The organism is Mycobacterium sp. ML4 (assembly GCF_054515735.1).
In genome coordinates, this window is record NZ_JBTNSY010000017.1 from 109,577 (window position 1) to 129,791 (window position 20,215).

Here is a 20,215-nt window from a genome sequence, read left to right on the forward strand (position 1 = left end):
ATGTCGGGCGTTCCTTAGCGCGTTTTCGCTGTGCCACCACGCTATGCAGCAGTGTTTATCTGCGTCTAGCAGAAGCTTACGAACAAACTGTTGTGACTGATGCAAACGTGAGACGGTGAGCTGAGTTGCGCTTTGCGCAAGATAGTTTGAACAAGCTTCTACTAGACGCCATGAATCGCCCTGGATAGCGTCGGTCCGAACGCACTCAAACCGAAGGTCGTCTCATGCGAACACAACATCGGCTTTGTCGTGGACAGCTGTGCCCGAAGCTCTCGGTCCCGAACTTCACAGTGTTGCAAGGAGTTTCGGTCGTGTGTGCAACCGGGTCGGGATGGTGAGTCCGGTGGAGTTGTATCAATTGCGCTACTTCCAGACCGTCGCAGAGGTCGGCACGCTGCGCGACGCCGCTGAGAAACTGGCGGTGTCGCAATCGGCGGTCAGCCGGGCAGTTGCTTTGTTGGAACACGAGATTGGCGTCGAATTGTTCACCCGGCGCGGTCGGGCCAACGAACTCAACAAATTCGGGCGGGCTTTCTTGCGAGCAACCCTGGCCGCTCAGCGCAACCTTGAGACGGCGGTGGTCAAGGTACGCCAACTCGCCGGCGTCGACGGCGGGACGGTGGCCCTGGGTTTTCTGAATTCACTGGGCGTAGCAACCGTGCCCCGCCTGATCCGCCGCCATCACGACCGCCATCCCGGGACCAGGTTCGAGCTGCGCCAACGCGCTGCGCCGGCGTTGATCGGCGAGCTGGCCAGCGGTGTTATCGACGTGTGCCTCAGCTATCCGCTGCCGTTCGACGAATCGCCCGGCGTGAAATGGCATCCGTTATTCACCGAGCGGCTCTACGCGGTGGTCGACCGAGAGCATCCACTGGCCCGCCGCGAAATAATCGGATTCGAGGAACTCGCCGGCGAACCGTTTGTTGCTCTGGACCGGGACCACACGCTTCGCAGAATATTCGACGACGCATGCGAACGTCACGGCGTGACACCGACAATCGCGTTCGAGGGCCCCGACATCACCACCTTGCGCGGTCTGATCGGGGCGCGGTTGGGCGTCGGGCTACTACCGAAGGCGGCTATTCCGGCGCCCGGCATCGTCGAGATCGCCGTCGACGACCCACGACTGGTTCGTCCCATCGCAGTCGGTTGGATGACCAACAGATATCTGCCGCCATCAGCCGCGTCGTTTCGCGACACGGCGATCGGCAGTTGCGGACTGCCGGGTTGACAGCGTCACTGCTCTCCCCAATTGCGCAGTACGCAACAGCGTGATCGCAAGCTTGTGCTAGACGCCGGTACCCACCCTCCTTAGCGTCGACATATCAACCGGTGATCTGTTTGTCGACTGGAGGTAGTCGGTGCCGTTTGTCGACGTGAATCCCGAGGCATTGGCCGCGGCGGCTTCGGATATGGCCGGAATCGGTTCGGCCGTGAGCCGATCGTATGGGGCGGCCGCAGGACCGACTACATCGCTTGCGACTGCGGGTGCCGATGAGGTGTCTGCGGCCGTGGTGGCGTTGTTCGAGGGTCACGGGCACGAGTTCCAGGAAGTGAGCCGGCAGGCGGCCTGGCTTCACGAGCGGTTCGTCGCGGCGTTGAGTGCGGCGGCAGGCGCCTATGGCAGTGCTGAAGCGGCAAATGCCGGCCCGCTGCAAAGCCTGCTGGATGCGGTAAATACGCCGACGCGGGCGCTGTGGGGCCGTCCGTTGATCGGTGACGGTCCCGACGGGGCGCCGGGGACGGGCGCCGATGGCGGCGCGGGCGGTGTGCTGTTCGGCAACGGCGGTACTGGCGGCTCCGGCGCGCCTGGCCAGAACGGCGGCCGCGGCGGAGCGGCGGGACTCATCGGCAACGGAGGAGCCGGAGGAGTCGCCGGTGTCGGCGCGGCCGGCGGCAACGGCGGAGTTGGCGGCACCATCTGGGGCAACGGCGGGTCAGGCGGCTCTGGCGGGGTCAGTGGAGTCGGTGGCCAGGGTGGGTCCGCGGTGGTATTCGGTTCCGGTGGCATCGGCGGTAATGGTGGCATCGGCGCGGCAGCCGGAAGCGGCGGCAATGGGGGGTTGCTCTACGGCGACGGCGGGAGCGGCGGCAGTGGTTGGGCCGGCACCGCCGACGCGCATGGATACCCCCTGACCGGCGGGGCCGGTGGTGACGGGGGGTCCGCAGCGGGATTGTTCGGCAGCGGCGGGGCCGGGGGTGCGGGCGGATTGGGGATGGCTGGGGGGCAGGGGGGTGGCGGCGGCTTGTGGTGGGGAGATGGCGGAGCGGGCGGGGCCGGCGGAGCCGGTGCCGGCGGTGGCCACGGGGGTGCCGGCGGGGGATTGGTCGGCAATGGCGGCGGTGGGGGTCATGGTGGGGCGGCAATGGCGGGAGTGTTTGGCGGCAGCGCCGGACGGGGAGGCGACGGCGGCGATGGCGGGGGCCTGATCGGGTCGGGAGGTAACGGCGGGGCGGGCGGTGCCGGCCTTTCCGGTGCTGACGCCGCCAATCCAACAGCCGTGCCCAACTCCGCAGTGGGAACACCGGGGCAGAGTTACGAGGGCGGTGCTCCTGTCAACGGCGGAAACGGCGAAGCCGGGGTCGCCGGGATCACTGCCGGCCAAAGTGGTGGCGCCGGGGGCCAGGGCGGCGATTCGACCGCAACGGACTACACCTCGCCCGGCACGAAGGGTGGCGACGGCGGAACAGGCGGTAACGGCGCACCCGGCGGCGGCAACGGCGGCGCCGGAGGGGCTGGCGGGCTCGGAAGCACCAACGGCGTTCTCTCGTACGGTAGCGGTGGCGACGGTGGCGACGGCGGAAACGGCGCCGGACCTGGGGGTGCCGGGGGTGAGGGCGGCGCCGGTGGCCCGGGCATCGCATCGCAGGGAACCGCGTATGGGGGTGTGGGCGGCGACGGTGGACAGGCTGCCTCAAGCGACGCGATCGCCGGTATCGGCGGTACTGGCGGCGCCGGAGGCAACGGAGGTAGCGCAGGCCTGCTGGTGGGAAGCGGAGGCGCAGGCGGTGCCGGTGGGACCGGAGGAGTCGGCGGTAGCGGCGCCCCGGGCGGAGCCGGTGGCGCGGGCGGGGCCGGCGGAACGGCTACCGGAGACTGGGCCGCCTATGGGTATCCGAACGTCGACAGTCAGACCGTTTCCGGAGGTCATGGCGGTAATGGCGGCGACTCCACGTCCAGCGGCGGCACCGGTGGTGCCGGTGGCGCCGGCGGCAACGGCGGAAATGGAGCCCGGCTCTTCGGCATCGGTGGTGCGGGAGGCGACAGCGGCAACGGCGGGGCAGGTGGTACGGGCGGGGCTGGAGGAGCCGGCGGCTCGGGTGGCAGAGGCGGCGATGCATCGAGTGGGGCCATTTCCATTGGCGGTGGCGGCGGCGACGGCGGGAACGGCGGGGGTGGCGCCAGCGGCGGCAACGGCGGCCCGGCGGGGACGACTGGTGGTTCTGGCGGGTCCGGCGGGCTGATTGGACTGGCAGGTATCCCCGGGGGCCGTGGCTTGGGTGGCATCGGCGGTGCCGGAGGACCCGGTGGCGCCTATGGACCAGCCGGCGCAGGCGGCGGCGGCAGCCTGTCCGGGAGCGAAGGCGCCATCGGTCTGCAGGGCAGCGATGGCACGAACGGGCAACCCGGCTAACAGTCACTTGCTTCAAACGAAAAGAAATATTCAGAAACTTCTGATAGACGCGTTGATTCGCCCCTGTTTAGCGTCGTGGTGTGACCCGGACCACATCGGCGGTGGCCACGTTCGCATTGGGAAGGTAGGTCGAATGTCTCTTGTCAGCGTGGCGCCCGACGTTGTCGCGGGTGTGGCCCGGGATGTAGTGGGAATCGGTGCAGCGATCCAGGAGGCCAGTTCAGCCGCGGCCGGCCCGACCACGGTGCTGAGTGCCGCCGCGGGCGACGAGATCTCGGCGGCCATCGCGAAGCTCTTCGGCAGCCATGCTCAGGACTTTCAAGCAGCGAGCCGGCAGGCGGCGCATTACCACCAACAGTTTGCCGCCGTGCTGGGTGCGAGCGCCGGCTCGTATGCCGGTGCCGAGGCGCTCAATGCCGGGCCGCTGCAGGGTTTGCTGAACGCGGTCAATGTGCCCTCTCAGGCGCTGCTGGGCCGTCCGCTGATCGGCAATGGCGCCGATGCGGCGCCGGGCAGTGGCGCCGACGGGGGGGCCGGTGGATTGTTGGTCGGAAACGGTGGGGCCGGCGGCTCTGGTGCCCCGGGGCAGAACGGCGGTAATGGTGGGGCTGCCGGGCTGATCGGGAGCGGCGGCACGGGCGGCACCGGCGGCAGCCTCGCAACCGGCGGAAACGGCGGATCTGGCGGTTGGTTATTGGGTAACGGCGGCGCCGGCGGGACGGGCGGAGTCGGCGCATTCTCGCCAAACGGCATAGCCGGGCAAGGAGGCATGGGCGGTCGGGGCGGGGTCGCCGGCCTGATCGGAACAGGTGGAGTAGGCGGGGCAGGCGGAACTGGCGGCGCGTCCGGTGGCTTCGAAGGAACCGGTGGTACCGGCGGAACCGGCGGAGTGGGGGGTAGCGGAGGGCTGCTCGGGTCCGGTGGCGCCGGCGGGGTGGGCGGCGGCGGCGGTTCCGGCACCCAGGGCGGTTACGGCGGCGACGGTGGTCAGGGTGGCGCCAACGGATATCTCTACGGCAACGGGGGCATCGGCGGCGGCGGCGGCAACGGCGGCGGCGGATACATCGGCGGCGGTGGGGGGACCGGAGGCGACGGTGGCGCGGCGCGGCTGTTCGGCGTCGGCGGGGCTGGAGGCGACGGTGGGCCCGGTCAGTCGAGTACGGGCGCTGGACCAGGCGGGGCGGCCGGTAGCGGCGGTGACGGCGGGTTGTTGTGTGGCGCGGGCGGCGCCGGGGGTGTCGGTGGAGCCGGTGGTTTCGACAGTGACCAAAATCCGGCCGCATCGGGATACAGCGGGAACGGTGGTGCTGCGGGTTGGTGGGGACATGGCGGTGACGGAGGAGCCGGAGCCCTGGGCTCGGCCGGCGGCAACGGCGGCCGCGGTGGACTCCTGTTCGGCAATGGCGGAGCGGGCGGGCAGGGCGGCGCCGGTGCGGACGGTGGTCACGGAGGTAGTGGCGGCCGGTTGTTCGGCAATGGCGGCGACGGCGCCCAGGGCGGGTCCGCGCAGGCGGGCGTCAACGGCGGCGTAGCCGGGCGAGGCGGTGACGGCGGCAACGCCGCAGCGCTGATGGGCTCGGGCGGCCATGGCGGGCAGGGTGGCGGGGGCCTTGCCGGATCACCGGGTGTGAACCCGGCCGGCTCTGCCAACACGCCCGGCACTGACGGGCAGAGCTACGGCAGCCCCTCACAACCCGAATCCGGTACCTATACCGCCGGTGCCGGCGGTCCCGGACCGGACGGTGGTTTCGGCCAAAACGGTGGCGCCGGTGGATCCGGCGGCAGCATCTATTCGGGCGGAGACCCGAACAACCCCACCATTGGCGGCAGCGGCGGCGACGGCGGTACCGGCGGCACTGGAGGCAACGGCGGTACCGGAGGGGCAGGCGGTTTTGCGCAAGCAACAGCCTTCGCTGCGGTCGGCGGGAACGGCGGCAACGGGGGCAACGGCAGCGGGCCCGGGGGTGCTGGCGGCGCCGGGGGTACCGGCGGTTCCAGCAACTCTGCCGGGGGCGGGGCCTTCGCTGGGAGCGGCGGCCAAGGTGGTAACGGTGCCCACAGTGGCAACTCCGGTGGTGGCGGCGGAGCCGGCGGCGCAGGTGGCAACGGCGGCAATGCGGGCCTGCTGGTCGGTAATGGTGGCACCGGCGGTGCTGGCGGGATCGGCGGCGACGGCGGTGCGGGTGCTGCCGGTGGTGCTGGCGGTGCCGGTGGGGCGGCAGGCACTGCAACCGGTAGCACCGGGGCCTTGGGGTATCCCGACGGCAACCCGAACTCTGGTGGCGACGGAGGCAATGGCGCCGACGCGGCGTCCACCGGAGGCACGGGCGGGACCGGCGGCACGGGCGGCAACGGCGGCAACGCCGGTCGGCTGCTCGGTTTCGGCGGCGCCGGCGGTAGTGCAGGCGACGGCGGATTCGGTGGTGCCGGAGGTGCCGGAGGGGCAGGTGGAGCCGGTGGCCAAGGGGGTAACGCTGTTGCCCCTATCGACAGTGCAATTCGGGTTGTTGCCGGCAACGGCGGTGACGGCGGTGACGGCGGCGACGGCGGAAACGGCGGTAACGGCGGGGCACCCGGGCTCACTGGCGGCGCAGGCGGACAGGGCGGGCTGATCGGGCTCCCGGGCACCCATGGCGCCGCTGGCGCGGCCGGTGCGGGAGGCCCGGGCGGGGCCGGCGGTGCCTATGGAACCGGCGGAGCGGGCGGCACGGTCAGTCAGGGAACCGGCGCTGGAAGCCCCGGCACAAACGGAAAAGCGGGCGCCGATGGAACGCCCGGCCTGCCGGGCTGACCCGTCGCATGGTGGAATGGCCTGCCATGTTCGATGCCCATTTCCACGTCATCGACCCCGCGCATCCCCTGATCCCGAACGAGGGGTTTGTTCCCACTCCGTTTACCGTCTCCGACTACCTCCAACGTGTGGCGCCGTACGGCATCGCCGGCGGGGCCGTGGTCTCGGGATCGTTCCAGGGCTTCGACCAGGGCTACCTCACCTCTGCGTTGTCGCAACTGGGACCGGGCTGGGTCGGCGTCACCCACCTCGACCCTGCCACGCCCGATGACGACATCGTGAGTCTGGACCTGGCGGGAGTGCGCGCGGTCCGCTTCACCCTGGCTCGAGGCGGCGCACTGGACGTCGATTTGGCGTTGCGCGTCCATGACATGTGTGGCTGGCACACCGAGCTCTACGTGGATTCGGCGCAACTTCCCGAGCTGGCCCCACGCCTGGCCCGACTACCCCGGGTAAGCATCGACCACCTCGGCCTGAGCGCGGCCGGGCTGCCTCATCTCCTTGACGCGGTCGACCGGGGACTCCGAGTCAAAGCGACCGGATTCGGTCGCCTGCAACTCGACGTCGCCGACGCCTTGCGCCGCATCGACGCCGTCAATCCGCAAGCGCTGTTGTTCGGCACCGACCTGCCCGGCACCCGGGCCCCACGCGTGTTCGCCCGTGAAGATCTCGACCTCATCGCCACAACCCTCGGAGACACTGCACTGCAACGGCTTAGCGCGAACGCCCGCACTTGGTATCGCTCCTGAAGCGTTTGCTAGGACACTTGCGACCAGCGCATCGTTGTCTTCTGAATCTTTTGCTAGACGCTGCTACCAGGCCTGCCTAGCGTCCAGAGTGACCGAGATCACGTGGTTCGGCCGGAAGGTTCGGTGAACCTCGGGGTCACATCCTCATCGCGGAGGTGCCTCGATGTCGTTTATCAGTGTTTCACCGGAACTGGTCGCGGCGATGGCTTCCGACGTGGCCGGGATAGGTTCGGCAGTCTCCGCGGCCCATAATGCGGCGGCGCGGTCGACCACGCAGCTGGCGGCTGCCGGAGCCGATGAGGTGTCAGCGGCGATCGCGACCTTATTCGCCGGCCACGGTCAAGAGTTTCAGACGGCAAGTCGTGAGGTGGCGCTGTTCCATGATCGGTTCGTCGCCGCACTGACGGCGAGTGCGGGTGCCTACGGCGGTGCGGAGGCCCTCAACGCCGGGCCGTTGGGGGGGCTGCTGGAGGTGGTCAACGCGCCGACCCAGGCATTGTTGGGGCGTCCGCTGATCGGCAACGGTGCCGACGGGGCACCGGGCACGGGCACGAACGGCGGCGCCGGTGGTTTGCTGTTCGGCAACGGCGGAAATGGTGGATCCGGGGCGGTCGGGAAGTCTGGCGGCAACGGCGGGGCCGCCGGGCTGTTCGGCCAGGGCGGGGCCGGCGGCGCCGGCGGGGATGCTGCCGCGGGGGGCAACGGCGGATCCGGCGGATGGCTCTGGGGCAACGGTGGGACCGGCGGGCCCGGCGGTATCGGGTTGGCGGGTGGGACGGGTGGTAACGGCGGCGTGGGCGGGTCTGCCTGGCTGATCGGTGCCGGCGGTGCCGGCGGGAACGGCGGGCTCGGCGGGGACGACCTGTTGACAGGCGGTGCCGGGGGCGCTGGTGGCGACGGCGGGGCCGCTCGGCTCATCGGATTCGGCGGCGCCGGAGGTGCTGGAGGGGTCGGTGCTTCGAGCGCCACCGGCGGTTGGGGAGGCGCAGCCGGAAATGGTGGCACGGGTGGGCTTTTGTACGGCGCCGGCGGCGCGGGTGGCGCGGGGGGTGCCGGTGGACAGGACGTGGTGCACGGCTTCTACAGCCCTGGGGGCGCCGGAGGCTACGGCGGTTCCGCCGGTTGGATTGGGACGGGCGGTGTCGGGGGCGCGGGCGGTATCGGCGCGTTCGGCGGGCACGGCGGCAACGGCGGGCTGCTGTTCGGGAACGGTGCGATTGGCGGCGTGGGCGGCGCCGGTGCCCAGGGCGGCCAGGGTGGCAACGGTGGACTGCTGATCGGCAACGGTGGAGACGGCGGCCAGGGTGGTGCCGGCATCGCCGGCTTCAACAACGGTAACGCCGGTCGCGGCGGGGACGGCGGCAACGCCGCGGCGCTATCTGGCTCCGGCGGCAACGGCGGTCATGGCGGCGCCGGTCTGGCCGGAGCCGACGCGAAACTCTACGTGCCCCCCATCAACGACACTCCTCCCACCAACGGGCAGAATGCCGGGAGCCCAAACGGCGACCGACCGGACTTCGCGACCGCTGATGCAGGCTCAGCCGGTGCCAATGGCGGCACCAACCCGAGCGGCGGCGCCGGTGGCGCTGGTGGCAACGCCTATGGGGCGGACTATGCAACGGGTGGGGCCGGGGGCGACGGCGGTCGTCCAGGCCCGGGGGGCAACGGCGGCGCGGGTGGTGCCGGCGGACTCGCGGATGTCAACGGCCAGTTCGCCATCGCCCAGGGCGGCGACGGCGGCCGTGGAATGGGTGGACATCACCCGGGTGGTGCCGGCGGGGCCGGTGGTGCCGGTGGCGCGGCAACCGCCACGAACGGACAGGCCTATGGGGGGGCCGGCGGAGGCGGCGGTCTCGGCGACGCAAGCAAAGTCTCCGGTGGCAATGGAGGAGCGGGCGGCGCCGGAGGCAATGGGGGTAACGCCGGGCTGTTGTTTGGCGACGGCGGCGCGGGCGGAGCGGGCGGTGTCGGCGGGTCCGGCGGTAGCGGCGGCTCCGGCACTGCCGGCGGGGCCGGTGGAGACGGCGGCAGTGCTAACGCTTCGACCCAGGCGGTCGGCGGTTCCGGTGGTGGCGGAGGCGATGGTGCCGACGCCGCCTCCAGAGGAGGTGACGGCGGCGGCGGCGGCGCGGGCGGTCACGGCGGCAGCGCCGGCAAGGTCTTCGGCACCGGGGGCGCCGGCGGTAGCGCCGGCGCGGGCGGGGCCGGTGGCTCGGGCGGCGCGGGCGGCGGCGGTGGGGCCGGCGGCCACGGCGGAAATGCCACCGGGCTCACTGGGAGCACCGACGTCACCGCCGGGGATGGCGGTGACGGAGGCAATGGCGGCAATGGTGGAAACGGCGGCAATGGTGGCGCCGCTGGGCTCGCCGGTGCCGGCGGCCAGGGCGGCCTGATCGGGAGTCCGGGTGGCAGCGGATCGGCCGCCGACGGTGGTGCGGGCGGTACGGCCGGCGCCGGTGGTGATTCGGGAGCCGGGGGTGCAGGCGGCACCACCGTCGGCGGCCGAAACGGGCGGCCAGGCGCCAACGGCATTGCCGGCCATGCCGGCAAAGCCGGCCAGCGCGGCTGACACGGCCGATCTGCGGTGCTATGCGCATCCCCGCTCCGTGAATCACTTTGGGAAATTATGTGGGTAAGCACCACTTTGTTTGCCGCGCAAGCTGGACCGCGGATGACGGTGGTTGCCGTGGGCACAGTTCCCGCATAAAGTTCGCAAACATTGGCTTTGAGCGCCGCGTGATGGGTACCAATCATTCCTTTGGTGGTCCCGTTGAGGAGCATGTCATGGATTCGCGGCACTGCCACCGGAAATTAATTCAGCACCTATTTATGCGGGCGCCGGTGCGGATCCGATGTATCGTGCGGCGGCTGCCTGGGACGGGCTGTCGGTTCATGACCGACCCGCACGCCATGCGGGACATGGCGGGGCGTTTTGCTCCGCAGGTGCTCTGTGGCAGGCCACTGCTTACGGCCAGAAGGTGCAAGCAGCGGACAGCAACACGGCCCCGGGGAACCTGTCTCGAATTCGATGACCGGCCTGGTCGTCATCCGTAGACAGGAATCTTCACTGGTCCTGGCGGGTAGATTCTGCCGCTGCCGGGTGGTGGCGCGGGCATCTTGGTGGGTGGTGGCACCGCCGGGGTGGAGGGTGTTCCAGGCAGGGCTGGTGAGGCCGGGGCCTGCGGTGCGGTGATTACCGATGTGCTCGACGGGCTGGTTGGCGTGGCGGGGGACGAGCCGGGAAGAGGCCCGAGCAGTTGCGCAACGGGCGCCAGTCTCGAGAGGGCCGCTGAGGCGTCGACGTGGTAGGCGAACATCGCATTCACGTCCCGGGCCCACATTTCTTCGTAATCCGCTTCCAGGGCGGCGATTATCGGGAGGTTGAGCCCGAAGAAGTTCGTGTTGGCCAAAGCGGCGATCACCGTGCGGTTGGCAGCGATCACCACCGGCTGCACGGTGGCGGCGTACGACGCCTCAAAGGCAGCAGCCACGGCGGCGGCTTGGTTGGACGCGCATTCGGAGTGAGCCGCCGCCGCTGCGAGCCACGCTGCGTATGGCGCCGCCGCTTCGGCCATCTTCGCAGCTGCCTGACCCTGCCAGGGGCCGCCGGTGAGTTCCCTCGTCACCGACGCGAACGACTCTGAGGCCGAACGCAACTCGCCGGCAAGGCCGGCCCAGGAAGAGGCCGCCTCGAGCATGGGTCCCGGGCCGGCGCCCGCGTGCATGAGCGCTGAATTGATTTCCGGGGGGAGGGCAGCGTAATTCATTTCGGATTCTTTCCGTGGAAAAGCAGCGCCGTCAGCGCCGTTGGATGATCACTATAGGTATTGTGCCGGTGAGTTGGACGATTGAATTGTTCAATGCACAGTGAATGGTGAGCTGACGATATCGCTATTCGGCATCAATATCAGTAGGAATCGGAGGGTGAAAGCGTACATAATATCGAATAATGCGTTCGATCAGGCGCTCGACATCAATCGGGCTCGACGATTCGGCGCCCCCGGCGGGAATTTCTGCGCCCGGGGGCCGCTGGGTCAGGACGGCGTCGTGGTCTCAGATGATCGCAGAACGGCGCTCTGCAGATTCGTGGCAAGCCAGGTCTCGAACTGCTCGAGGGTGTACCCACCGGGACCGGTCATCAGTTCATAGACGGCCGGGCTGGCCATCGCCCACGCCGTGTCGACGGCTTCCTGTCGCGGAAGCCGCAGGGCCTCGTCGGGGATACTCGACAGCAGCTCTCCGAACGTCCCATGGCGCAGCTTCTGGAGTTCCTGCCATTCTTCGGCGATTGCCGTGTCGACGGCGGCTCCGTCTCGATAGGCCTGCCACGCTACGGCGGACCGCTGGGCGATCCGGCAGAACAATGACGCAACTTGGCTGAGGACAGCGGCAGGTGTGTCCGGAACTAGTTGCGAGGCATAGTACTTCGGCGACGGACTCGTGCCCGGAGTAAGTGTGCTGTACAGGTACGCCCGAAGCAGCGCGCGTTTGCTGCCCCACGCGAGGTAGAGCGTCTGCACGGTGACCCCGGCGCCTTCGGCGATGCGATTGACAGTGGCGGCGACATAGCCCACGCGAGCGAATTCCGCGGCGGCGGCTTCGAGTAGCAGTCTGCGAGTTTCAGCGCGTGAGGCCGCTCCCGCCTCACGCAGTCGGGCGGTGTTGCGTGGCCGTTTGCCTTCCACCCACCACACCCTACCGCATAAAATTAGAGTGGCACCTAAATCGGTTAGAGTGCTACTCTAATAAGGTCCGACCAGGGAAAGTCTGAGCCAGACCTTCATCGGTCCGACGCGCGATCGACACACCTGCACGGGCCTATCGCGCACCACTCAGTGTTCGAAGAGAGTCGGAGGCCGTATGGAGCTCTATCAGCTGCGGTATTTTCAGACGGTCGCAGATGTCGGCACGCTGCGGGACGCAGCCGAGCAGTTGGCGGTCTCGCAATCGTCGGTCAGCCGGGCCATCGCGATGCTCGAAGCCGAGATCGGGGTCGAATTCTTCACCCGACGCGGGCGTGCCAATGAACTCAACCGTTTCGGGCAGGCGTTCTTGCGGGCGATTCGGAGTGCTCAGCGCGGTCTCGAGGCGGCCGTCTCCGACGTTCGCCAACTCGCGGGGTTCGATGCCGGCACGGTTGCTTTCGGATTCCTTGGCTCACTCGGTGTTTCGACCGTGCCCAATTTGCTGCGTCGTCATCACGAGCGTCATCCCGGGTCGCATTTTGTGTTGCGCCAGGGCTCGGGACCAGCCCTCGCCGAGGATCTGGCCAAGGGCGTGATCGACGTTTGCCTCGGATATCCCATGACGTGTGACGATGCTCCCGGCGTGAGGTGGCACAACTTGTTCACACAGCGGCTTTACGCCGTGGTCGACCCCGAGCACCCCTTGGCTCGCCGAGCGGTGATCGGGTTCGAGGAGCTCGCTGACTGCGCGTTCGTGGCCCTTGACCGAGGACACACGTTGCGCAGGATCTTCGACGAGGCCTGCGCGCGCCATGGCGTCACCCCCACGATCGCGCTCGAGGGAACCGACATCACGACACTGCGCGGCTTGATCGGCGCCGGGTTGGGAGTCGGCGTGCTGCCCAAAGCGGCCGTACTGCTTCCCGGCATCGTTGAAATCGCGATCGACGACCAACATTTGTTCCGGCCGATCGCGGTCGGCTGGGTGGCGGACAGGTATCTGCCGCCGTCGGCTGCCGCGTTTCGAGACACCGTCATCGCGTCTCGTGGCCTGCCGGAACACGACCTGAACAGCCTGCGTCTCCCGTCGCAGGGTGAAATCTGTTGTGAAGCAAGGAGTTATTGTGGCGATACCGCATCCAATTTACGACCGCCCCTGGAAGCGTCCCGGAGCCACTAGGTATGCGGTTGCGCGGCTGCGAGAGATTGTGCGTCCGCCCGTGCGGGTCGCGGCAGCCCCGGCGGATCTGCTGGTAGATCATGACGTCCCGGTATCGATGCGGGACGGTGTCGTCCTGCGAGTCAATGTCTTTCGGCCCCCCGGTAAGGGCCCGTTTCCGGTGCTCATGTCGGCCCACCCGTATGGCAAAGACAGATTGCCCAGGCGCAGGCGGCGCCGGTGGAGTCTCAATCCGCAGTTTCACGTCATGCGCCAAACTGGTCCAATCGACATCTCCAGCCAAACCAGTTGGGAAGCGCCGGATCCCGTCTGGTGGCTCACGCAGGGATACGCCTTTGTCAACGCCGATCTACGCGGTGCCGGCAACTCCGACGGCGCAGGAGCGCTGTGTTCTGATCAGGAGGCCCAGGATGTGTACGACCTGATCGAGTGGGCCGGCGCGCAGCCGTGGTCCAACGGCAGCGTCGGCATGCTCGGTGTGTCGTACTTGGCGATGTCGCAATACAAGGCGGCCGCGCTCGCTCCGTCCAGTCTCCAGGCGATCTGCCCCTGGGAGGGATTCACCGATGCCTACCGGGATATGTTCGCCCCGGGTGGAGTGGTCGAGAACGGCTTTTCGCGCATCTGGCAGACCGGTGTCCGACATGTCATGCGCACCACCGAGGACATCGCAGCGCAGCGCAGGGACCACCCCCTTCGGGACCAGTGGTGGCAGTCGCTGGTTCCCGACCTCGGCAAGATCGAGGTTCCGATGCTCGTCTGCGCCAGCTTCTCGGACAACAACCTGCACAGCAGGGGCTCTTTCCGTGCGTTCGAGAGGGTCGGTGCGACAGACAAATTCGCCTACACCCACCGAAGCGGAAAATGGGCGACCTTCTACAGCGACGCTGCACGGCGGGCCCAGCTGGACTTCTTCGAGTGTTACCTCAAGCACCGGGACGTGCCCAAACCGCCGCCGGTCCGGCTCGAGGTGCGTGAGCGCGGCGATACTGTTGCCGAGATTCGTACCGAGCAGGAATGGCCCCTGGCGCGCACGCAATGGCGCGATCTCTACCTAGGCGACAACGGCTGGCTCGGTGCGGTGCCGCCGACGGCCGACGGCACGGTCACCTTCCACACCCGTCGGCGTGCGGCGGCATTCACTCTTGCCGTTGACGGTGATCTCGAACTCACCGGCCCGATGAGCGTGGCGCTGTGGGTGTCAGTCGACGGGTCCGACGACGTGACACTGTTCGTCGGAGTGGAGAAATGGATTGGTGAACAATGGATTCCGTTCGAAGGATCCTACGGCTTTGGGCGGGAACGGGTTACCACGGGATGGCAGCGCGCGTCCTTGCGTGAACTCGATCGACAGCAGTCCACCCCCTACGAGCCGGTCCACACTTTTATGCGCCGCCAACCCCTTTCACGCGGCGAAGTCGTCCCCCTCGAAATCGCGCTCGGGCCGTCGGCCACCGTGTTTCACACCGGCGACCGCATTCGTCTACTCATCGCCGGTCGGCAACTCGCTCCACGCAATCCGCTATACGGTTCATTTCCTGCCCGATATGTTCCCAGTCCACCCGCGCGGTGCACCCTGCATTGGGGATCCGACCGACCCGCGCGGCTGCGGGTGCCCGTCATCCCGAGAGACATTGCGCGCTGAGCTCCGGTCGTCAGGACCGCCGAAACGTCAGGGCGCGGGCGCGGGGGCGAAAGGTGGGCGTCGGTAAGAACTCGACCCGCATCTCCGGGTCCACGGCCTTTGCCAGTGCGATGAAGGCCGAAGGACTGTACGCACGCAGATGGCTGATGAGGGCGTCATGGGTGACCGCTCGTATGGCCGCGAACGGTCGCACGCGCCAGGCGATGATGAGGGGTATGACGAGCGGCACCGCCAACAGAGCCGGGGATGGCCACCGCATGATGTCGACGACCAAGAATATCTTGCCGACGCGGGTGGCCTCGGCGATCGCCCTGGCCGCGACCGACGGCGGCAGATGATGGAACGCGTAGGCGAAGACGACCAGGTCGTAGCTATTGTCGGGATCGTCGATGCCGGTCGCGTCAACGACCTTCGTTCTCACACGCGGGTCGCGTCCGAGCGGACCGCGGGCGACGTTGTGCACCGAGTGCGCGTCGAGGTCGGAGATGGTGAGCGCCGCGGTCGGGTGTTGCCGCAGAATCTGCTCCGAGAGGCGGCCATGACCGGCGCCGAGTTCAAGGATGCGCGGCTTCTCGATTCCGGCAACCAGATCGACGACGTATCGAGCGATCGTCTGGTGGGTGGCGTTGCGGGTCCCCATGTCGTCGAGCGCGGTGATGACGTATTGCTTGGTTTGGTCCGGGACGTCGTAGCGGTCGGTGTATTCCAAAATGTTGGTTTGCAGCCGACGGTCCAGCCATGACGAATCCGGGCCACCGCGCGGCATCGAACCGATAGCGGAGAGTGCTGACGTCGTCATCTCAGGCCTTTCCAATCTCCATTGTCATTGCAGCGAAGTACTATCCGCCGTTTCCGCCGGTGCCGCCGGCACCGCCGGCACCGCCGTAGGACATCCCGTTCGGGTCCGGGTATCCCTCGGTGCCGGCGACTCCCGGCGTGCCGGGCAGCCCCGGGGCCCCGGGGCCGCTCTTGCCGGCGCCACCGGTTCCGCCCGGTCCGCCGGTTCCGCCGGTGCCACCATGGCTTTGACCACCAGGCTGGTTTCCATCGCCGGTGCCGCCGTAACCGCCCTGACCGCCGGTGCCACCCACGCCGCCGACACTGCCGCCGTCTCCACCGTTTCCTCCGGTGCCGCCGGATCCACCCGGGCTGCCGTCGTCGAGTCCGATGCCGCCCGTACCGCCGGCCCCGCCGGTCCCGCCGGCCCCGCCGGTATGAAGTCCTGTGCCACCCGCGCCGCCTTTACCGCCATTCCCGGCGGGCCCGCCGTTGCCACCCCACGGAACCCCCGCGCCGCCGCTGCCTCCGGCACCTCCGGTCCCGCCGGCACCGCCAGTCTGGGAACCTCCGCCGCCCGCGCCGCCCGCGCCGCCGTTGCCGCCGGCCCCGCCGTTGTTGTGGTGAATGCCGTACGCCTCTGAACCATTGCCGCCGCTCCCTCCGGCACCGCCGGGCGAGGTGGCACCCGCCGTGCCGTTCGCACCGTGAGTGAACCCTGTCCCGCCGGTGCCTCCGGTGCCAGCGGCACCCGCATCGCCCCCATTGCCACCGTTGCCGCCGCTGTGGCCGGCATCGCTGTCCGTGTTGCCGGCATTGCCTCCGTTGCCGCCGCCGCCCGGTGTGCCGCCGGCGCCGCCGTCCCCGCCCGTGCCGCCATCGCCCTGGGTGCCGTGGTTGCCGACGGTCGCGGTCCCGCCCGCTCCGCCGTTTCCGCCCGTTCCGCCCTTTCCGCCGTTGCCGCCGGCTCCTCCGTTTTGACCCGTACCCCCGTTGCCCTCGTCGGCGCCGTCGCCGCCGTAGGCGCCGTCGACGCCGTTGCCGCCGGTCCCGCCGTTGCCGGCATTGCCGCCGGCTCCGCCCTGCCCGCCGTTGCCACCATGAGCCCCCGCCGCCCCGCCGGTCCCGCCGTCACCGCCGGTGCCACCATCGCTCCCGAAGCCGCCGCTGTCGCCCGGATTGACGCCGTTGAGGCCGGGGGCGCCTGCGTCGCCGTTGCCACCCCTTCCGCCGTTGCCGCCGTTACCTACCAGGCCGCCGTCGCCGCCGTTTCCGCCCCGGGCGCCATTGCCGTCGGGCCCCGGGGCGCCGGCGCCACCAACTCCGCCGTTTCCGCCACTGGTAGGGGTCGCACCGGTTGCGCCGGCGATGTTGCCGGAACCGCCGGGGCCACCGGCGCCGCCGGCACCGGGGTTGCCGCCGTGTCCGCCGTCGCCGCCGATTCCTCGATTGATAAGGATGGAGCCGTCACCGCCGGCGCCGCCGTCGCCAGCCACGCCGCCGGCACCGCCGGCACCGCCGGCGCCGCCGTGGCTGCCCAGCGGTCCGATCCGGAGATCGCCGCCAGTCCCGCCGGCGCCACCGTGGCCCCCGATACCGCCGTCGCCTCCGGCGCCGCCAGTCGAGCCAAACCAACCAAGACCTCCGGCGCCGCCCGTGCCTCCGACTCCGCCGACGCCTCCGGCCCCACCGTCACCCCACAGAATCCCGCCAGACCCGCCAACCCCTCCGGCTCCGCCGGTTCCCCCGCTGCCGCCCGGGCCTGCGGGGGCGATGAGGGTACCGCCACTGCCGGGCGCGCCGGGAGCTCCCAGGCCTCCGGAGCCACCCGCGCCGCCGAGGCCGATCAGTCCCGCATGGCCGCCGTTACCGCCCAACCCGCCGGAGATGTCCGTGCTCGTGGAAGCGCCCCCCATGCCACCGGCACCCGCGTCGCCCCAGAACCAGCCGCTGTTGCCGCCCGCCCCGCCGGTCCCGCTGCTGGATCCGCCGGCGCCACCGGCACCGCCGTTGCCAAACCACAGCGCGCGGCCGCCGTTGCCGCCGAACCCTGCCTCGACGCCACCGGATCCGCCGGCGCCGCCGTTGCCCCATAGCCAACCGCCGCTACCGCCGGCACCTCCGGAAGCACCGGCGCCTCCGGCTGCGCCTGCACCGCCGCTACCAATCAACCCGGCAGCACCGCCCGCACCGCCGGTCATACCGGGATTGGTGCCGGCAGCGCCGTTGCCGCCGTTGCCAACGAGCAGCCCGCCGGCGGCGCCGGCCTGCCCCGGTGCCGATCCGTTTGCGCCGTCCCCGATGAGCGGGCGGCCCAGCAGCGTCTCGGTAGGGGCATTGATCAGGCCCAGGACATCGCTCTTCAAGGTCTGCAGGGGCGAAGCGTTGAGTGCCTCTGCGGCGGCGTAGGAGCTTCCCGCACTTGTCAGCGTGCGCACGAACCGGTCGTGAAACCTCACGGCCTGGGCACTGAGAACCTGGTAGTCGTGGGCGTGCGAACCGAACAACGCAGCAATGGCCGCGGAGACTTCATCGGCTCCCGCGGCAGCAATGACAGTGGTCTTCGCTGCCGCGACCGAATTGGCTTCGATGATTACCGCACCGATGCCTGACAGGTCCTCGGTTGCGGCTGCCAGATATTCGGGCGCCACGTTGACAAACGACATCGCGTTCCTTCCGCCGACGTGCGAGACAAGTGATGCGCCATGCGAGGAAGCTCCGGTGTGAGTACCACGCTGCTCACAGGGCGCTCTAGCAGCGTGCGGCCCGCGCAGCGTGGCGTCCAGTAGAACGTTTCGAACCAAATAGACTGCTCGACAGGACATTTCGGACTTTTCGGACGCTAAGTTGCAGTAGCGGGGCGAGTCCCGGTCGTTCGGCTGGTGCAACTTGCGTTGACGCTGCTGACGACAACGTGAGCCGTGGAAGCCGTCACGCGGTTTCTTGCAGGGCCTACAAGGTTTGCGACATCTCGCATGATCAAGGCTCGGCGGCGCAACGGGTGTCGCGATCGGCGATGCCGCCCACGGGTGGCTGGGGCCGACCCGTTACAGTCATGACGCGTACTGTCACGCCCCGTGCTCCTGGTTGCGCACCGGCGAGAGGCGCGAAAGTCACTGACGCAGGCAAAATTCGGAGGGAGGCCGATGACCGCCTCAAGCGATGACGTCTGGGAAGTGATGTCGACCGCGCGCGCCATCCGGCGCTTCACCGACGAGCCGGTCGATGACACCACCCTGACCCGATGCCTGGACGCGGCAAGGTGGGCGCCGTCGGGTGCCAACGCGCAGGGTTGGCGTTTTATCGTGCTGCGGTCACCGGAGATGCGCGCGGTGGTGGCCAGGGCCGCGGCGCAGGCTCTAACGGTGATCGAGGCCGTATACGGCATGAGCCGCCCTACTTCCGACGATGACAGCCGCCAGGCCCGCAACAACCGCGCCACCTACGAATTGCACTACCGGGCAGGAGAATTCACCTCTGTGCTGTTTGCGCAGATTCACTATCCGACGGCGTCCGAACTGTTGCTGCGCGGATCGATCTTTCCCGCCATGCAAAACTTCCTCCTCGCGGCTCGCGCTCAGGGGCTCGGTGCCTGTATGACGAGTTGGGCTTCCTACGGCGGTGAGCCGTTGTTGCGGAACGCTGTTGGTGTGCCTGATGATTGGATGTTGGCAGGGCACGTCGCGGTCGGCTGGCCCAAGGGCAGGCACGGACCGGTGCGGCGGCGCCCGCTGGCCCAAGCCGTCAACCTCGACCACTGGGGTGAGCCCTTCCCCGCGAGCGGCTAGCCGGCGGACGGTGCGATGAACCACCTCGCCGCCTTCGACGGATTCCTCGACAGGCTCTGGTGTCCCACCGAGTTCGCGCTCGGCTTTACTGTGGTCCAGCGGCGACATCGGGTCCGCCATCCGTGCCCCGACGTATGCGATCGGCAGGTCACGGTTGAAGAGGTGCACGGCAATGTCGTTGATGCGGGAGACCGCGTACATGACACTCATCGGGATCGGGGATACGCGGCGGGCGCCGGCCGACGGCTGGAGCCGCGATCTCGTCGTCGAACACGTCTCCGTGACAGCGCGCGCCGCCGAGCTCATCGAAGCCCTTGGTAGAGCTGGTCTTTCGCACCATGACCCGCACGTCTTCGCCGGGTATGTGGGAGCCCAGAAAGCCACTGGCGCCGATGACGAGCTTCTTGATCGCGCCTCAGCGGCCCAGCCTGCGTGCCAGCGTCGCCCCGGCAGCTCGGAGCCTCGGCGTGACGCGCACGGAGAAAAGCGGATTGGAGACATCCTCGCGCAGCCTGGTCAGCGTCGAGGACTTGATCAGCCAGCGTCCGTCGACCTTCTCGTAGGTTTCGTGGTAGTGCCCGCGCCCCAGGAGATTGAGGCCGGGGCCCAGGCGCACCACGTCCTCGAGGGCCCATATCCCGGCTGCCGTCGTCTCCGACGTCAACTCGATCTCCGGCGCGTGCACCTGATGGGCGGTGGGCCGGGAGGGCTTGCCCAGCGTGCCGCGCACGAAGGCCACGAACTCGTCGGCCCCGACGATCAGCTTTCCGCCGGCCGCCGAGGTATCGCTGACGAAGTCGTCGGTGAACAGTCGCCGCCAGTCGTCCCACCGTTTGGTGTCCAGGTAACGGCAGTAGCGGGCCTTCAGCGTCTTGATCGCCTCGACCTCCCACAGCGCGGCTGCGGCATCCGGCATGGCGGGCCCTCCGTAGATCGTAGGCAGAATCTGAGATTACTACTTTCAC

At 69.1% G+C, this 20,215-nt stretch carries 13 protein-coding genes and 1 pseudogene; 9 read left to right on the forward strand and 5 right to left on the reverse strand.

Features of this window, described 5'->3' with window-relative positions:
• The first annotated feature begins 313 nt into the window (after nucleotides 1-313).
• From ACX9NE_RS19770 to ACX9NE_RS19795, 6 genes and pseudogenes are all read left to right on the forward strand, one after another.
• Nucleotides 314-1,231, forward strand: coding sequence for a LysR family transcriptional regulator (locus ACX9NE_RS19770; protein WP_459364262.1), 918 nt, complete (start codon nucleotides 314-316; stop codon nucleotides 1,229-1,231).
• A 181-nt stretch (nucleotides 1,232-1,412) separates the two neighbouring features.
• Entirely contained in the window at nucleotides 1,413-3,635 is a 2,223-nt protein-coding gene (locus ACX9NE_RS19775) for a PE family protein (RefSeq protein WP_459364272.1), read from the forward strand.
• Between the two features lie 133 nt (nucleotides 3,636-3,768).
• A complete protein-coding gene (locus ACX9NE_RS19780; protein ID WP_459364261.1) occupies nucleotides 3,769-6,426 on the forward strand; it encodes a PE family protein in 2,658 nt (885 codons plus the stop codon).
• Nucleotides 6,427-6,452: 26 nt separating this feature from the next.
• The gene (locus ACX9NE_RS19785) at nucleotides 6,453-7,175 is read left to right on the forward strand and encodes an amidohydrolase family protein (RefSeq protein ID WP_459364260.1); all 723 of its coding nucleotides are present in this window, start codon (nucleotides 6,453-6,455) and stop codon (nucleotides 7,173-7,175) included.
• Nucleotides 7,176-7,338: 163 nt separating this feature from the next.
• Nucleotides 7,339-9,744 (forward strand): PE family protein, encoded by a 2,406-nt coding sequence (locus ACX9NE_RS19790; protein WP_459364259.1) that lies wholly within the window; start codon nucleotides 7,339-7,341, stop codon nucleotides 9,742-9,744.
• Nucleotides 9,745-9,973: 229 nt separating this feature from the next.
• Nucleotides 9,974-10,063 (forward strand): annotated as a pseudogene (locus ACX9NE_RS19795) (PPE domain-containing protein); the annotation flags it as partial.
• Between the two features lie 156 nt (nucleotides 10,064-10,219).
• Here the strand turns inward: ACX9NE_RS19795 and ACX9NE_RS19800 are convergent.
• The gene (locus tag ACX9NE_RS19800; RefSeq protein WP_459364258.1) at nucleotides 10,220-10,942 is read right to left on the reverse strand and encodes a PPE family protein; all 723 of its coding nucleotides are present in this window, start codon (nucleotides 10,940-10,942) and stop codon (nucleotides 10,220-10,222) included.
• Between the two features lie 267 nt (nucleotides 10,943-11,209).
• Nucleotides 11,210-11,860 carry a TetR/AcrR family transcriptional regulator gene (locus tag ACX9NE_RS19805; protein WP_459364257.1) on the reverse strand — a complete coding sequence of 217 codons (651 nt, stop codon included), beginning with the start codon at nucleotides 11,858-11,860 and terminating at the stop codon, nucleotides 11,210-11,212.
• Between the two features lie 175 nt (nucleotides 11,861-12,035).
• Between ACX9NE_RS19805 and ACX9NE_RS19810 the strand changes: the two genes are divergently transcribed.
• Both ACX9NE_RS19810 and ACX9NE_RS19815 read left to right on the forward strand, forming a co-directional pair.
• Nucleotides 12,036-13,040, forward strand: coding sequence for a LysR family transcriptional regulator (locus ACX9NE_RS19810; protein WP_459364256.1), 1,005 nt, complete (start codon nucleotides 12,036-12,038; stop codon nucleotides 13,038-13,040).
• 97 nt (nucleotides 13,041-13,137) lie between these two features.
• On the forward strand, nucleotides 13,138-14,685 hold the full coding sequence (locus ACX9NE_RS19815; RefSeq protein ID WP_459364271.1) for a CocE/NonD family hydrolase: 1,548 nt from the start codon (nucleotides 13,138-13,140) through the stop codon (nucleotides 14,683-14,685).
• A gap of 10 nt (nucleotides 14,686-14,695) precedes the next feature.
• Here the strand turns inward: ACX9NE_RS19815 and ACX9NE_RS19820 are convergent, their stop codons facing one another.
• Nucleotides 14,696-15,484, reverse strand: a complete 789-nt coding sequence (locus ACX9NE_RS19820; RefSeq protein WP_459364255.1) for a class I SAM-dependent methyltransferase — start codon at nucleotides 15,482-15,484, stop codon at nucleotides 14,696-14,698.
• Nucleotides 15,485-15,524: 40 nt separating this feature from the next.
• On the reverse strand, nucleotides 15,525-18,128 hold the full coding sequence (locus ACX9NE_RS19825; RefSeq protein WP_459364254.1) for a PE family protein: 2,604 nt from the start codon (nucleotides 18,126-18,128) through the stop codon (nucleotides 15,525-15,527).
• A gap of 480 nt (nucleotides 18,129-18,608) precedes the next feature.
• Here ACX9NE_RS19825 and ACX9NE_RS19830 point away from each other — a divergent pair, with 480 nt between their 5' ends.
• Complete coding sequence (locus ACX9NE_RS19830) at nucleotides 18,609-19,250, forward strand: nitroreductase family protein (protein WP_459364253.1); 642 nt, start codon at nucleotides 18,609-18,611, stop codon at nucleotides 19,248-19,250.
• 415 nt (nucleotides 19,251-19,665) lie between these two features.
• Here ACX9NE_RS19830 and ACX9NE_RS19835 read toward each other — a convergent pair whose 3' ends face one another.
• Complete coding sequence (locus tag ACX9NE_RS19835; protein ID WP_459364252.1) at nucleotides 19,666-20,166, reverse strand: nuclear transport factor 2 family protein; 501 nt, start codon at nucleotides 20,164-20,166, stop codon at nucleotides 19,666-19,668.
• Between the last annotated feature and the right edge of the window lie 49 nt (nucleotides 20,167-20,215).